The sequence below is a fragment of the Nocardia anaemiae NBRC 100462 genome, from assembly GCF_001612725.1.
Classification (GTDB): domain Bacteria; phylum Actinomycetota; class Actinomycetes; order Mycobacteriales; family Mycobacteriaceae; genus Nocardia; species Nocardia anaemiae.
This window is the reverse complement of record NZ_BDAZ01000032.1, coordinates 1-14488: the sequence shown is the minus strand read 5'-3', so window position 1 is coordinate 14488 and position 14488 is coordinate 1. Positions and strand designations below refer to the sequence as shown.

Genomic DNA, 14488 nt, shown 5'->3' with positions numbered 1-14488 from the left:
CGCTGAAGATATAGCCGAGCCGACCTCGGTCGCGCCGGGCACCGACACGTCGAGCGATATGGCTGAGTCGGCCAGCGCGGTGGAACCGAGTGCCACCGCGTCGGACGATGTTGTGGCTGAGTCGAATACGGTCGACGCGCCGGATGTCTCCGCTTCTGGTGCAGGTAGCGAGCCCAGTCTTGGGTTCGGCGCGAGCGCGACTGCTCCGGTGGTTGAGCCGCCCGCAGTGGAGCCGGGCGTTGCCATATCGGGTGTCGGGGTCGAGTCGGCCAGTTCGGTAGAGCCGGATGCCCCCAGCTCGTCGGAAGCTGATACGGCTGAACCGAATACGGTCACCACGCACGATGCTTCCCTGGGGAGTGCGGTCAGCGAGCCCGGCGATGCGGCTGTCGCAGATCTGACGGCTCCCTCGCCGACTGAGCCTGGTTCCGAGGACGCTGCGGTGCCGAGTGTCGGTACCGAGGCAAGAGATGCGGCCCGGACTGCGGGGACTGCTGAGCCGCCGGAGCACAGCACCACCGCAGCGGATATCGCCCCCCTGTCGACCGGCGCGGACGAGTCGGGCAAGGCGTCGGGCTCTGCTGCGACAGATACCTCGGGCGAGCCCAACGCCGTCGCCCAGGGCGTGGCCGACAGATCCAGCACCGCAGCCGCATTCGGTTCGGCCGCTGACGTGGTCGCCGATCCGAGCACGGTGATCGAATCTGCTGCTGACGCGTCCGATGTGGCTCGCGAGCCGATCGGCGGCGCGGCAGACTCGACCATGGATCCATCCGCCAGTGGCGAGTCCGAGCCGAACAACGCCACCACCGAAAGCGTGACAGGCCCCGAGACTACAGCGACCGCGGGCCTGGCAAGCACCCCCACTGCCGTGCAGCCGAGCGCTGAAGCTGCTGCGTCGCACCAGGGATCGGATGCTGATGTCGCGATTGAGGCGGGCGCTGCGAGTGACGCTGCCGATGCGGCAATTCACGAAGCCTCGGCGACCAACGGTGTGGAAGGTGGCGTCGCTGCGAGCGAGTCGAGTGCCGATGCGGCTGTGTCCGGGGCGGCTGCTGGTGTGGCGCCGGGCGTCGACCGCGTGGGTGAGTTGGGTGCCAATGGGGCGGTTGAAGCTAACGCCGCAGTGCTTGACCTGAGCACTGAAGTTGTTGCGGCGCAGCCGGAATCGGATACCGACGCGGCGGGTGGGGTGGCAGACTTCGCAGGCGAAGCTGACGTTGCGGGTGGCGAGATTTCCGCCGTTCATGGCGAGGCGGCCGACGCTCACGGCGTGCGTGCGGGTACCGATGGTGGCGACGATCTCGATGCCACAGGTGCCGGTGGCGAGGCCGGGGCGAATGATGCGGCTACTGAGAGCGTGGCGGCCCCTGAGCCCACGGTGACCGGCGTCCCGACTTCCGTCGAGCCGGGTGCTGAAGCTGCTGTGTCGCAGCCCGGATCGGATGCTGATATCGCGACCGGGGCGGGCACCGATCGTGGCGCTGTCGATACCGACAGCGCGACCGCGGGTGCTGATGGCGTGGCGGCCAGCGCAGATAGTGCGAGCGCGGGCATCGATGGTGGCGCTGCGCAGGCTGACGATGAGGCTGTAGGTGCTCGCGGCGAAGGCGTCGACGTAGGTAGTGCGGGTGGGGGCATCGATGGTGGTGCTGCGCAGGCTGACGGTGAGGCTGTAGGTGCTCGCGGCGAGGACGACAGTGCGAATGCGGGTGCTGATGGCGGCGCTTCCGCGGTTCGTGATGCCGTGATCGATGCAGGCGGCGCGACTGCGGACGCTGCTGGTGGGCATGCCGACGCTGACGGCGGGGCCGCGGGTGTCGGTGGCGAGCCTGCTGACAACGAGCGTGGGAGTGGGCCTGGGGCTGCGGCTCGGCCGGAGTTCGGGTCATCGCTGCAGGGGTGAGTGCGGCGGGCGGGGCCGCGGATCCGTTCGGGACGGCGGGGCTGCGGGCGGGGGTTCTTGCCGCGTGGCGGGATTCGCCTACTCGGCTGCGGGAGGACGCGGCGACCGAGGCGGATCTGGTGCGGGCGGGGTATCGGGATCGGCTGCTGACCGAATTGGCGCAGAACGCCGCGGATGCGGCGGCCAAGGCTGGTGTCGCGGGCCGAGTGGTGGTGCGTCTTGTCGACCGCGACGTGCACATCTCGAATACCGGTGCACCGCTGGATCTTCCGGGCGTGCACGCGCTGACCGCACTGCGCGCATCCGGTAAGGCGGATCCGACCGCGAGCGTCGGCCGCTTCGGCGTCGGCTTCACCGCCGTACGCACGGTAAGCGACGAGATCGAGGTGCGATCGACCACCGGCGCGATACGGTTCTCCCGCGATCTCACCTGGAAAGCCCTGCGCGACAACGCGATCACCGTCCCCGACTCGGCCGAAACCTTCACCCCACCCGTCCTGCGCCTGGCCTGGCCCATCGAAGCGACCCCGCCACCTGAAGCAGACACCGAGATCGTCCTGCGTCTGCGCCCCGACGTCGATGCCCAATCCCTACTCGCCGCCATGCGCGCCGAAGCCGTCGACCTCCTCCTCGAACTGCCCGCCCTAAAGAGCATCCAAATCGGCGACGATGAAATCACCAGCACCCGCACCGATCTGCCGAACGAACACCCACACGAGCCCGAGCACGCCCACCCAAGCGACAGGCACGCCGACCCGATCAACCCGCACGAAACCCTCGACGCCGAATTCGCCAGCACAGGTCCAACCCTGAGCGCTCGCTTTTCCGCGGGGCTCCAGGAACTGCGCATCGATGGCCCCGGATCGGCGCGACGGGTTTGGTGGGAGTACCGAACCGCCCGGGCGCGCTGGTTGCTGCCGGTTCGGGATGGCAGGCCGGTGTCCGCCGCGCATGATGTGTTGCGCGCTCCCACGCGCTCCGACGAGGAGCTGTCGTTACCGGCGCTGCTGATCGCCGACATCCCTATGCAGCCGGACCGGCGACGCGTCCTCCCCGGTGCGCGACTTGCCGAATTCGCTGCGGGCTACGCCGATTTCGCCCGCGCGCTCCCGCCGCGCGACCGCCTCGTCCTGGTTCCCACCCCGGGATTCGCCCGTAGTGAGGTCGACGGCATTCTGCGCGAAGCCCTGATTCGCGAACTACAGACCCACCCGTGGCTCCCGGTTGTCACCGCTCGCTCGAAAGCCTCTGGCAAAGCTGCCACACAGTCGACAGGCGTTGCAGGTCAAGCTTTTTCAGCGGCCACTGAGAGCGATGCCGGACTACTCGACATCGAGGACAACTGGACCGCCGCGGAAATTACCGGCGACGCGCCTCCGCGGACAATCCCTGACGCAACCGCAGTACCTACCCGAGCAAGCGTATTCACCGGTCTGAGTGGGGAATTGGCCGATCTACTCGATGACATCGTCGGCCCCCTGGTGATACCTGAATTATCAGGGCGAGCACATAGCGAGGCCCTGGGTGTACTGGACGTGCACAGACTGGGACTTGCTCGTCTGGCGGAACTTTCGAGCGGGCTCGAACGGTCCCCGAAGTGGTGGCAGTCGCTGTATGCGGCGTTGGAGCCGTACGTCGTCGACCCGCTCGCCGCTGAGGAGCTCGGAGCGCTCGCCGTTCCGCTGGCCGATGGTCGACTGGTAACCGGCCCGCGCACAGTGGTTTTGGATGATCAGCTCGATGTCGCCATTCCGGTGCACTGGGCGCGTTTGGCGCATCCCGAGGCAGTTCATCCGCTCCTGGCGCGACTCGGCGCCCGTTCGGCCACCGCCGAGGATCTGTTGAGCGATCCCGGATTACGCGCGGAACTGGAGGACCAGCCGGGCGATCCGGATACCACCGACGCGGTGCTGCGGCTCGCCGTGCATGCCGATCCGTCGGCACTCCCATCCTGGCTCGGCCTGCTCGAATTACCCGACACCACCGGAGAATTGCTCCCCGCCGACGAATTGCTGCTCCCCGACGCACCGCTGAGCGCATTGCTGGTGTCGGATTCGCCGTTCGGCACCGTCGCACCGGATCTGGTGGACCGCTATGGCGCCGAGGCGCTGCGTGCGGTAGGCGTCGGCTGGGACTTCAGCATCGTTGTCGAAACCGATCCCACCGGCCCCGACCACCATCTGGACGATGAGGAGCGCTGGTGGTCGGGCCTGCCCGAGGATCCGCCCGAGCTGGCCGCCGTCCGCGACCTGGATCTCGTCGACGAATCAGCCTGGCCAGCGGCGTTGCGGCAGTTGGCGTCCAGTCAGCGCACCCGCGAACTGCTCACCGATCCCGACGGCTACACCGCCTGGTGGTTGCGCAGACATGCGCGCATCGACGGCACCCCCCTCGGCCTGTTCCGTCACCCCACCGACACCGAATTTGCCGGTCTCCTGCCCGAATTCGAGCTGTCCGACTTGGATTCCGCAGCCTTGCGCGCGGTCCTGGCAAACCCGAACGCCATTACCCAGGACCTTGCCGCCGCACTACTGGACGCCCTCGCCGACCCATCGAAAACCCCTACGCCCGAGGTGGTTTCCCGAACCCACGCCCGCCTCGCCGCCGCCGTGAACCACCTCGACCTCACCGAACTCGAACCCCCCGAGCGGGTACGCGCCCTGTCCTCGGCAGTCGTCAACCCCAACGATGCCTGGGTACTCGACCAGCCCTGGTTCGGCCTCGCCGTTCCCGCGGATCACCTGGTCGCAGGCGATACCGACACCGCACCCGCCCTCGCGACTCTGCTCGATCTCCCCATGGTCTCCGACGTGATCACCGCCGAGGTGATAACCCAGGGCCGCCACACCACATGGTCCGCCGAACCACTGGGAGTCGTTCTCCGCCAACTCTTCACCCTCCCCGCCGAAGGTGACCTGGTCCTCCACGACACCCTCCAGATCCACCTCACCGGCGCCCTGGAAGCCACCATCTCCGTCCCCTGGTGGCACGACAACACAACCACCCACATCCAAACCCCCCACCCCCCACCCTGAACCCCCTGGGTTCCGGCTGGACAAATGATCACGTGGAACCATGGCGGCAAACCGCGAGTAGCCACCGCCGCCAGTTCCACCTGATCTTGATCGCTCGCGCGTCGAGGGGGTGGGATAGGGGCGTTCCGTCGAGGTTGCTAGGTCGCGTAGTTGGCGACCATTTCGCTGAGGAGATCCAGTTGGGCGCGGACGCTTTCGCTGTCGTTGTCGACCAGCCAGCGCAAGACGATGCCGTCGATCACGTTCAAGGTGAAGCGGCTCAGCGTCGGCACCGGCACGGACCACTGGCAACCGGTGGCATCGCGGGCATGGTCGAGGATGTCGGCGACGGTGGTGTCGTTGAATGCGTACTGTTCGCGCGCGATCGCGAGTTTTGCGGGAGTCGATTCTCCTTCGCGTAGCGCATATGTCGTGGTTTCGTAGGTGAGTAGTTGTCGTTCGGGTGTGGCTTCAATGTTGAGCCACATCAGTTCGAGTCCGGCGCGCACCAATTTTTGAAGCGCTTCTTTTCCACTTCCGACGTCTTGCCAAACTGTTTCGTTGGCGTCAACGGAATCGCGCAATTCCATCGACAACGCCTTGACCAGCTCGGTCATCAGCGCGTCCTTGTTTTCGAAACAGTAATGCACCACACCGAGCGAAACACCGGCTGCCTGAGCGACATCGCGCGTGGTCACGCCCGCGACGCCCTTTTTCTCGGCAAGGCCGATGGCTGCCTCGATAAGGTGGGCCCGTCGTTCTTCGACGCTCAATCGGGAGGACACCCAAGGGAGTTAAGTCCGCAACTTCGCCACAGTCAATTCGCAGGGCCGAAAATCTTGACTGGACGATTGTCCAGTTGTGTGGTTCGCTTCAGCACGGGATCGAAGGGAGACGCGTATGCCGGTGTCGCGCAGAACAGTGCTGGCCCGAACCGCGGTGGGATCGGCCACGTTGGCGGCGGCCACGATGCCAGGTGGGACAGCGGCGCTCGGCGCACCGGCCGCCGAATCACGTGGCTACGTCATCGGACTCGGTCTTTCCGATATCACCGGCCCGGCCGCCGAATGCGGAATGATGGGCTATTCACAGTTCGAGCAGCAGACGGCGGGCATCCATCTGCGCCCACGTGCTCGTGCATTCATCATCGACAGTGGTGCACGCCGAATCGTGTTCGCGGTAGCGGAGAACGGCATGATTTTCCAGTCCGTGCATCGTGGCGTCATGCTCGAACTCGCCCGCCGCTTCGGTGATCTGTATACCGAACAGAACGTCGTGCTCACCTCGACGCATTCGCATGCGACCTGTGGCGGCTCCAGCAACGATTACGCGTACAACCTGTCGATTCCGGGTTTTCAACAGCAGGTATACGACGCCGAGGTGAACGGCATTGTGGAGGCGATCGCCGCCGCGCATGCCGATCTCGGACCGGGCACGCTTTCACTGGGGCGCGCCGAACTGCACGACGCGAGCGTCAACCGATCGCGAGTTGCCTTCGAACGCAATCCGGATGTGGATAAACAGCACTTCCCGAATGCCATCGACCCGGCGGTCACCGCGCTGTCATTCGTCAAGGGCGGCAAACAAGTCGGCGCCATCACCTGGTTCGCCACACACAACACCTCGATGACCAACCAGAACCGACTGATCAGCGCGGATAACAAGGGCTATGCCTCGTTCTCCTATGAACACACCGAGCACGGCGTGCGCTATCTCGATGGCCGCACCGATTTCGTCGCCGCATTCGCACAGACCAACGCGGGCGATATGTCCCCCAATCTGAATCTGCAACCCGGTTCGGGCCCCACCGAGAACGAGTTCGACAACACCCGCATCATCGGCGAGCGCCAGTACGCCGCATCGAAAACCGCATTGGCGAGCACACACCCCATCAGCGGTCCGGTCGATTCGATGCTCTGTTATATCGACCTGGCCGATACCGCCGTCGACGGCCGATTCACATCCGACGGCCAACCGCGCCACACCGCGCCCGCCGCCGCGGGTGTTTCCCTCATCGCAGGCAGCGTCGAGGACGGTCCGGGACTGCCGGGCCTGCCGATCCCGGAAGGTGTGCGGAACCCGTTCATCGATGCGCTCGGCGATCCGCGTCAGCCCGCACCGTCGTGGCTCGCGGATGCGCAGGCGCCCAAGGCGATCATCGCGCCGCTCGGGCTGTTGCCGCCGGTGCCGTGGGTGCCGAATGTGGTTCCGATTCAGCTCGTTCGAATCGGCGAGCTCTACTTGGCCTGCGGCGGTGCGGAATTCACCATCGTCGCCGGACTGCGCGTTCGTCGGTCGGTTGCGGCCGCGCTCGGCGTCCCACTGGAGCAGGTGCTGATGCAGGGGTATGCGAACGCGTATCACGAATACGTCACCACCCCGGAGGAATACGACTCCCAGCAATACGAGGGCGGCTCAACCCTCTTCGGCCGCTACACATTGCCCGCCTACCAGCAGGAGTTCACCCGTCTGGCAACGGCTTTCGCCGCCCGCCAGCAGGTTCCGCGCGGACCGGCGCCGCGCGACATATCCAACCTGCAGCCGAGCTTGCAGCCCGCGCCCGGCCCGGACGCCACACCGGTAGGCCGTGGATTCGGCGATGTCCTGACCCAGCCCGCTGCGTCGTACGCCCCGGGCACCCAGGCCGCCGCCGAATTCGTCTCCGCCCACCCGAAACACAACCCGCGCCGCAACGGCACCTTCCTGGAAGTGCAGCGCCGCAACGCATCCGGCGACTGGGTCCGCGTCGCCAACGAGGGCGAATGGGCCGTCCGGTTCTACTGGAGCAAGCGCGGACTTGCCGAATCCGTAGCCCGCTTCACCTGGGATATCCCCACCGACGCCACCCCCGGCACCTACCGCATGCAGCACTTCGCCGACAGCCTGAGCCTCGACGGCACCCTGCACCCGTTCACCGGCACCACCAACGAGTTCGAAGTGAGCTGAGCGGTCAAAGTCCGGTTTGGGCCCCTTTGTCGCCGCGGCGGGCGCCCCGGCGCTGGATCGCGAAGATCGTATAGCCGAGCAGGCCCACCGCCAGACCCATCAGACACACCGGGCGGGCGGATTCCCAGCGGTCGCAGGTCCACACGATGACGGTGGCAATCAGCCAGAGCGTGCTGCCGACCGCTAGGACCGGCCGTGGATCGGTGAAGCGCGGCGGGATCTGCGGGACATTCTCGGTCACAGCTGCGCCTCGCTGGCGCTCGGCTCCGCTGCGACCAAGGGTGCTGTGTCTTTGGTTCTCTCGCTACGCTCGATCACGATCACAGCGTAGCTGCGGGAACAGGCGGTCACCGGCCAGCGTGTCCCGTATCGTTCTGCTCTGTGACAACGCCATCGGATGTTCGAGCTCTCGCTGGTGAGCTGTCGCTCGCGGTGGTGCGCTTGACGCGACATCTGCGGGGACGGCGAGCCGACGCGCAGATTTCGCTGACGCAGCTCTCCGCACTCGCCACCCTGCACCGCGAAGGGGCGATGACGCCGGGCGCATTGGCCGCCAAGGAGCGCGTGCAGCCTCCCTCGATGACGCGCGTGATCGCCTCGCTCAGCGATCTGGACTTGGTGGAGCGCAAACCGCATCCGACCGATGGCCGCCAGATCATCGTCTCGCTCTCGGATGCGGGCCGCGCACTGATCGCCGACGAAACCAGCGCCCGCGAAGCCTGGATGACCGAACAGCTCTCCACCCTCACTGATGAGCAACTGGTCGTGCTGACCCGCGCCGTCGGCATCATGAAGCAACTCGTCGACGACTCGGAGTAACCGAAGGACCCGGCGAGTGGCGGACGGTGCACTGCGCATCGTCGGTACCGTCCCGGGTGCCGATATCGACACCGCCGCCCTGCCTCGATCATCTCCGGCGTGGCTGGCAACTCGTATTCCGTTGACGGTGCGCTCTGACTAGCATCGGCGGATCGCCCGAACGTGCTGGGCGAATACCGGTGCTGGTCTCCGGCGCACCGGTCGAATGCCCCGCAGCATCGTTCGAGGCCACCGCCCTGCTCATCGCCGGAATCCGATGCGGTTCCAGGATGTTCGGCAGCTAGCGAGGGGCGTAACGAGCGGCGAATGGTTGATCGCTGTCGACGATTTCGCGGCCGAGAGGGAACAGGGAGACCGGGATGAGTTTGAGATTCGCCCAGCCGAACGGGATTCCGATGATCGAGATGAACAGAGGGATGCTGGTGAACAGGTGGCCGAGCGCCAGCCACCAACCGGCGACGATGAACCAGATGATGTTGCCGATCATCGAACCGACACCCGCGGAAGGCTTTTCGACCGTGGTGCGTCCGAATGGCCAGAGCACATAGGTCGCGATCCGGAACGAGGCGATGCCCCAGGGGATCGTGATGATCAAAATGCAGCAGATGATGCCCGCGACGATGTAGCCGAGCGCCATCCAGAACCCGACGAATACGAGCCACAGGATATTGAGCACCAGCTGAATCGGCTTCATGAACCAAGCATGCCAGCCACTCGGCATCCGGACATCACTCCGGAGTACGAGGTGGACTCAGGGATATCCCCGACCAGTGCACGCATCCGGCCACGTCGGCGTACGAGAGATCAATCCTTGCGCATCCAGGCGAGCATGATCCGCACCTCGCCCAGTCGCCAGCCCATCGGGGTTCGCAGCACCGTGGCGGCCAGGCACAGGCCGCCGGTTTGGTGCGGCGGTTGACCGTCGCGGTAGTAGTGCACGAGCGAGTTCGCCGCGGCCGCGGCCTGGTCGCCGTCGACATGCACCAGCAGATCGGTGGTCGTGTGCTGAGTGAGCTCGCCCTCGACCTGAGACCCGTGGATCACACCCTTTGCCTGCCGATGAAGCCGAGTCGGCCACTCACTCGCCCGTCAACGCACGCCGCAATGGTCGGCCTCTGACGGCTTCGATGGGCCACCTTCTCGGTGCGCTTGGTGCGGCCGCGGCGGCCGGGCAGGCTCAGAAGAACCAGCCGAGCACCGCATCTCGCTCCGCGCCGAACGCCTCGTCGAGGGCGCGCAGTTGGACAGCGTCCTTGGCTTGTAGACGGTTGGCGGCGGTGAAGACCTTGGCCGGGTACGCCCCGAGGTACATCGAGGCCAGGACGTCGATGCCGAGTTCGAAGTCGGGTGGGCGGGTGCTCGGTGTGCATTCGGCGATGCCGTCGCGCACGGTGAGTGCGAAGGTGCCGCCCGCGTTGCGGAACGGATCATGCACTGCGAGAACGACATCGAGATCGCGCAGGTATGAGCGAGCTGTCAGTGCGGCGGGAACATCCATGAGCCGCAGCCACAGTCCGTCGTAGCGCGCATTCGTGCGCACCAGCCGCAGATCGGTGAGCAGATAGGGCAACGGATCGTTATCGGTGATCGCCGCCTCCACGTGACTGCACAGCTCCAACCCGAACAACGCCCGCCACAACGCGATATGCGCCTCCGGGGTCACCGCGCGCATCTCCTCGACCACCGCGGACTTGCCTTGTTCGCGTCGGTGATAGCGATACAGCACATAACCGTCCGGGTGCAGGAATGCGAAGAGTTCGGTGCCGCCGTCGCGGAACGCGGGCGAATCACTGAGGTCCATCTGCCAGCGGGCCTCGGGACGCACCTGCGCACCGGGCACCAGGCGCCGCCACCGGTCGTAGATCGCCCGCACCGCCTCGCCCGCATCGGCCATGGTGCTGAGCACCACGCCGCCCGGATCCGGTGTGGACGGCAGGAATTCGACGAACCGCCGATCGATCGAGACAGCGTTCTCCCGAATCGTCGGCCCGTACCCGAACCTGCCGTAGATGGCCCCCTGACTCGCCGTGAAGATGGTCAACGCGAGCCCGGCCGCCTCGGTGCGCCGATGCTGCTCGGTGTAGATGGCCCGCAGAATCCCACGCCGTCGGTGCGTCGGCGCCACCCCGACCCCGGCGATTCCGCAGACATCGACGGTGCGCTCCCCAGGCACCGTCAGTGTCATCCGAGTGGACCTGGCATGCCCGACGACCCGCCCGCCATCGATGGCGACGATCGCCTCCTCGGTCGGAAAGACCTGCGCCCGCAATTGCGCATACTCCGGTTCGGTGCGCATCCCGAACGAGGTATCGCCGAGCAACTGAATGTCCGCCACGTCATCCTCGGTGGCCGACCGAATGGTGATGCCGGGTATCAGCGTCATCCCTCGACGATCGCACGCCCCCGACCCGCCCGCACTCGAATTTCTCGCACCGAGCTTGCGGACCGCGCCCCTTCCCGTCCTGCACCTCGAATTGCTCCCGCTCGCGGTGGCCGTGGCGCGATTCGGCACGTTACCGACCAGATTCCTGCAACCGGAACCATGGATCGCCGCCGCGCTGGTATCGGCGGAGTTCGTTTCGCTCGGACGGGCGATCGATGAGCCGCACTGACATGGCTCAGTTCAGCCGGTTCATGTTGCTGTCGCGCCCGCAGACGGAGATGTCGACGCTGCAGGTGATTCTGGTCTCGGAGATCTCATCGATAAGTGTCGGCCGATGATGGATCCGATTGTGGTCGGGCGGGGTTGGGGCGGCAGGATGATGTCGTGGCTGATGTGATCGATATCGACGATTCCGCTGATCCGCGGGTCGATGACTTTCGCGATCTGAAGTCGGCGGATCGGCGGCCGGATCTGCCGGGGCGCAAGGGGTTGGTGATCGCGGAGGGGGTGGTGGTCGTCCAGCGGATGTTGGGTTCGCGGTTTCGGCCGAGTGCGCTGCTCGGGGTGGAGAAGCGGCGGGCGGAACTCGCCGAGGATCTGGCGCGGATCGATGTGCCGTATTACCGGGCGAGCGCCGAGGTGATGGCGGAGGTGGTCGGGTTCCATCTCAATCGCGGAGTGCTCGCGGTGGCGCGCAGGCCCGCGGAGTTGAGCGTGGACGATGTCATCGAGCGTGCCCGCACGGTCGCGGTGTTGGAGGGCGTGAACGACCACGAAAATCTCGGCTCGATGTTCCGGAATGCGGCCGGACTCGGCGTCGAGGCGATTCTGTTCGGCGATCGGTGCGCCGATCCACTGTATCGGCGTGCGGTGCGGGTATCGATGGGGCATGTGCTGCGGGTGCCGTTCGCGCAACTGCCGAAGTGGCCGGAAGGGCTGGATATGTTGCGGAGCAAGGGATTCCAGATCATCGCGCTCACCCCGAACCCGGCCGCGGTGAATTTGGCGACGGCGATGACCGGGGAACGAGTGGCGCTGCTGCTCGGCGCGGAAGGCCCCGGATTGACCGAGGAAGCCATGCGCGCCACCGATATTCGTGCCCGCATCCCGATGGCACCCGGCACCGATTCGCTCAATGTGGCGACCGCGGCCGCCATGGCGTTCTATGAGCGGGTGAGGACGTCATGAGGGGGAGGATGTCGTGAGTTACTTCCCGAACGGTGCGTACCGGCCCTACCAGCCGTACCAGGATCCGACCCCGTGGGCCGCCGGACTCACCGTCGCGACCATGGTCGCGCTGTTGACGGCCGTCGCGGTGTACGCGTTCGGCTCGGCACTGGCGGATGTCCATCCGCTGCTCGCTATCCTGGTCAACCTCGTCGCGGTCGGCGGCGCCGCACCCACGGCCTGGCGCTGGCGCCTCGCCCCCGTGACCCGCTGGGTCATCGGTGGCGGCGCGGCCGGTGTGTTGCTCGGCTGGCTGGTACTGATCATCGGCGGTCTGTCGAGCTAGCAGACCTCAGAGCTCGCGAGACCGCGATCTCAGTGTGTCGGGAGAGCGTGAGTGGGTGACGGGTCGCAGAGCAATCCAGGAGACGTCGTCGGCGAGTGTGGTCTGCGATCTAGGTGGTGCGGTGGCGGAGTCGGTTGTGCGCGGAGTGGTGGTGGGTGAGTGTGGTCTGCGATCTAGGTGGTGCGGTGGCAAAGCCAGTTGCCCGTGCGTAGACGTCGTCGGTGAGCGTGGCCCGCGGTCTACGTGGTGCGGTGGCAAAGCCAGCTGCACTCGATCATGAAACACGGTCCTTGCCGCGCAGCCAGTTCAACAGACCTCGTCTCGATTTGGTGTCGCCGTTGCGCTCTTCCAGTGGGATCAGGTCGGCGGGGTGGGGTGCTTGGCCCTTGGGGTAAAGAGTGAATCCGCAGACCGCGATATCGCCTGGCACCAAGGCGCCTTCGGGGGCGGGGGCGCGGTAGTGAAAGCCGAGCCATTCGTTGTTGGCGGCGTCGGCGAAATCGGGCGGGTCGAAGGGGAGGGTCTGCGGGTCGGGCAGCTCCCCGGCCTGCCATCGCACCGGATGATCACCGGCCCAATACGAACGCTCCCAGACCAGCGGAAGGCCCTCGTCTTCCAGGATGTTCACCCGCGTCGAGCTGAACGAGCGCCGGAATTCGCCACGCTCCCAATGGGCGAACGCGCCCCAGCCGTGCTGCGCGTCGAACGAGACCAGATACGTGTGCTCTGAGGCGAGCGGGCGAACCAGCAACTCCGGCAGCGCCGTCGGATGTGCCCGCGCGGCCTGTGCCGAACACACCACCGTGACTCCGGGATAGCAGCCGATGTACACCTCGTCGGCATCCGGTCCGGCGCAACCGCCCAGCGTGCCGACCATTATCGGCATGACATCGCGGTCTGTGTACAGCTGTTTCGCCAGTGCGAGCGCGGCTTCTGGATCCGGATCGTGGTTCGCGCGGAGTACCGCCAACGGATCCTGTGCGTCGACGTACCAGAGAGACGAAGCCTTGGACAGCATTTCCGGCACCTCCCGATGGTTGCACCAAACAGCTCCGCGAACTTCGAGCAACCCACAGCGGCCCTAGCAACTCCCGCAACCGTGAACCACCCGACGTCGACTTATCAAGTCGTCGACACACCGAAAAATCTACCCGCACTCCCGCGCCAACGTCGCACCTTCCGCATTCGAACACGCCAGCAGCCCCCAGAAATTCGCAGCAAACAATTAGCTGGCCGCGCAAAATCAAGATCAGGTGGAATCCATGGCGGCATCGCCCGAGAAGCCCCACCACCATGTCCACCTGATCTTGATCGGTCGACCGAAGCGGGCCGGATGCGCTGTGGCGCCGAGGGATCAGCCGTTACGGAAGACGGGGCCGCGCCGTGTGGTCGGGCTGCGCCGTGCGAGCTGGCTGCGCCCTGCGATTTGTGCCGCGCCATGTGATCGTGCTGCGCCATGTGATCGTGCTGCGCCATGTGATCGTGCCGCGCCATGTGATCGTGCCGCGCCATGCGGTCGTGCCGCGCCATGCGGTCGTGCCGCGCTGGTGATCGGACTGCGCCTTGCGGTCGTGCCGCGCCCTGCGATCATGCTGTGCGGTGTGATTGCGCGGTGCCGTGTGGTCGGTCGGGCTCGCACGGCACCACGCGATCCACCACCCGACGCTGACAACTCCATCGCTCCAGGCCCACCCCGCACCCGAACCGGCAGCGCAGCAACGGAACTCAGTGCCCTGAGCTACGCACCCCGAGCAACACGTCCTCCCAGGACGGCATCGGCGCCTTTCCGCGCTTGTTTCGAGCCGCCTTCGCAGGCGCCTTCTTCGCCGCTTCCTCGGATGCGGCGGGCTTAGCGGGAGGCTTCGAAGCCTTGGCGGGCGCAGCGGGCGCGGCCGGGGCGGTACCCG

General features: G+C 66.2%; 12 protein-coding genes and 1 pseudogene. 6 read left to right on the top strand and 7 right to left on the bottom strand.

Going from position 1 to position 14488, the window contains the following annotated elements; all coding sequences use genetic code 11:
- The first annotated feature begins 1902 nt into the window (after positions 1-1902).
- Positions 1903-4941, top strand: a complete 3039-nt coding sequence (locus NA5_RS19945; protein WP_062988252.1) for a sacsin N-terminal ATP-binding-like domain-containing protein — start codon at positions 1903-1905, stop codon at positions 4939-4941.
- A 137-nt stretch (positions 4942-5078) separates the two neighbouring features.
- Here NA5_RS19945 and NA5_RS19940 read toward each other — a convergent pair whose 3' ends face one another.
- Positions 5079-5693, bottom strand: coding sequence for a TetR/AcrR family transcriptional regulator (locus NA5_RS19940; RefSeq protein ID WP_245672309.1), 615 nt, complete (start codon positions 5691-5693; stop codon positions 5079-5081).
- Positions 5694-5820: 127 nt separating this feature from the next.
- On the opposite strand from NA5_RS19940, the gene NA5_RS19935 reads away from it, so the two are divergent.
- Positions 5821-7866 carry a neutral/alkaline ceramidase gene (locus tag NA5_RS19935; protein ID WP_062988248.1) on the top strand — a complete coding sequence of 682 codons (2046 nt, stop codon included), beginning with the start codon at positions 5821-5823 and terminating at the stop codon, positions 7864-7866.
- Positions 7867-7870: 4 nt separating this feature from the next.
- Here NA5_RS19935 and NA5_RS19930 read toward each other — a convergent pair whose 3' ends face one another.
- Positions 7871-8107: a DUF2530 domain-containing protein gene (locus NA5_RS19930; protein ID WP_062988246.1), complete on the bottom strand. Its 237-nt coding sequence runs from the start codon at positions 8105-8107 to the stop codon at positions 7871-7873.
- 140 nt (positions 8108-8247) lie between these two features.
- On the opposite strand from NA5_RS19930, the gene NA5_RS19925 reads away from it, so the two are divergent.
- Positions 8248-8685 (top strand): MarR family winged helix-turn-helix transcriptional regulator, encoded by a 438-nt coding sequence (locus NA5_RS19925; protein WP_062988244.1) that lies wholly within the window; start codon positions 8248-8250, stop codon positions 8683-8685.
- 280 nt (positions 8686-8965) lie between these two features.
- Here the strand turns inward: NA5_RS19925 and NA5_RS19920 are convergent, their stop codons facing one another.
- The 3 genes from NA5_RS19920 to NA5_RS19910 form a co-directional block, all read right to left on the bottom strand.
- On the bottom strand, positions 8966-9379 hold the full coding sequence (locus NA5_RS19920; RefSeq protein WP_062988242.1) for a YccF domain-containing protein: 414 nt from the start codon (positions 9377-9379) through the stop codon (positions 8966-8968).
- Positions 9380-9489: 110 nt separating this feature from the next.
- The gene (locus NA5_RS19915; protein ID WP_084484273.1) at positions 9490-9729 is read right to left on the bottom strand and encodes a nuclear transport factor 2 family protein; all 240 of its coding nucleotides are present in this window, start codon (positions 9727-9729) and stop codon (positions 9490-9492) included.
- Between the two features lie 133 nt (positions 9730-9862).
- A complete protein-coding gene (locus tag NA5_RS19910; protein ID WP_062988240.1) occupies positions 9863-11068 on the bottom strand; it encodes a GNAT family N-acetyltransferase in 1206 nt (401 codons plus the stop codon).
- Between NA5_RS19910 and NA5_RS40525 the strand changes: the two genes are divergently transcribed.
- The 3 genes from NA5_RS40525 to NA5_RS19900 all read left to right on the top strand — a co-directional run bounded on the left by NA5_RS40525 (position 11049) and on the right by NA5_RS19900 (position 12581).
- Entirely contained in the window at positions 11049-11297 is a 249-nt protein-coding gene (locus tag NA5_RS40525) for a hypothetical protein (RefSeq protein WP_157110533.1), read from the top strand. The two genes, NA5_RS19910 and NA5_RS40525, sit on opposite strands and share 20 nt — an antisense overlap.
- Before the next feature lie 155 nt (positions 11298-11452).
- On the top strand, positions 11453-12256 hold the full coding sequence (locus NA5_RS19905; protein WP_062988411.1) for a TrmH family RNA methyltransferase: 804 nt from the start codon (positions 11453-11455) through the stop codon (positions 12254-12256).
- A gap of 13 nt (positions 12257-12269) precedes the next feature.
- On the top strand, positions 12270-12581 hold the full coding sequence (locus NA5_RS19900) for a DUF2537 domain-containing protein (protein WP_040686452.1): 312 nt from the start codon (positions 12270-12272) through the stop codon (positions 12579-12581).
- Between the two features lie 274 nt (positions 12582-12855).
- Here NA5_RS19900 and NA5_RS19895 read toward each other — a convergent pair whose 3' ends face one another.
- Together NA5_RS19895 and NA5_RS42330 are read right to left on the bottom strand one after the other, a co-directional pair.
- The gene (locus NA5_RS19895) at positions 12856-13599 is read right to left on the bottom strand and encodes a DUF6928 family protein (protein WP_062988409.1); all 744 of its coding nucleotides are present in this window, start codon (positions 13597-13599) and stop codon (positions 12856-12858) included.
- A 707-nt stretch (positions 13600-14306) separates the two neighbouring features.
- Positions 14307-14488: pseudogene (locus tag NA5_RS42330) on the bottom strand (septation protein SepH); the annotation flags it as partial.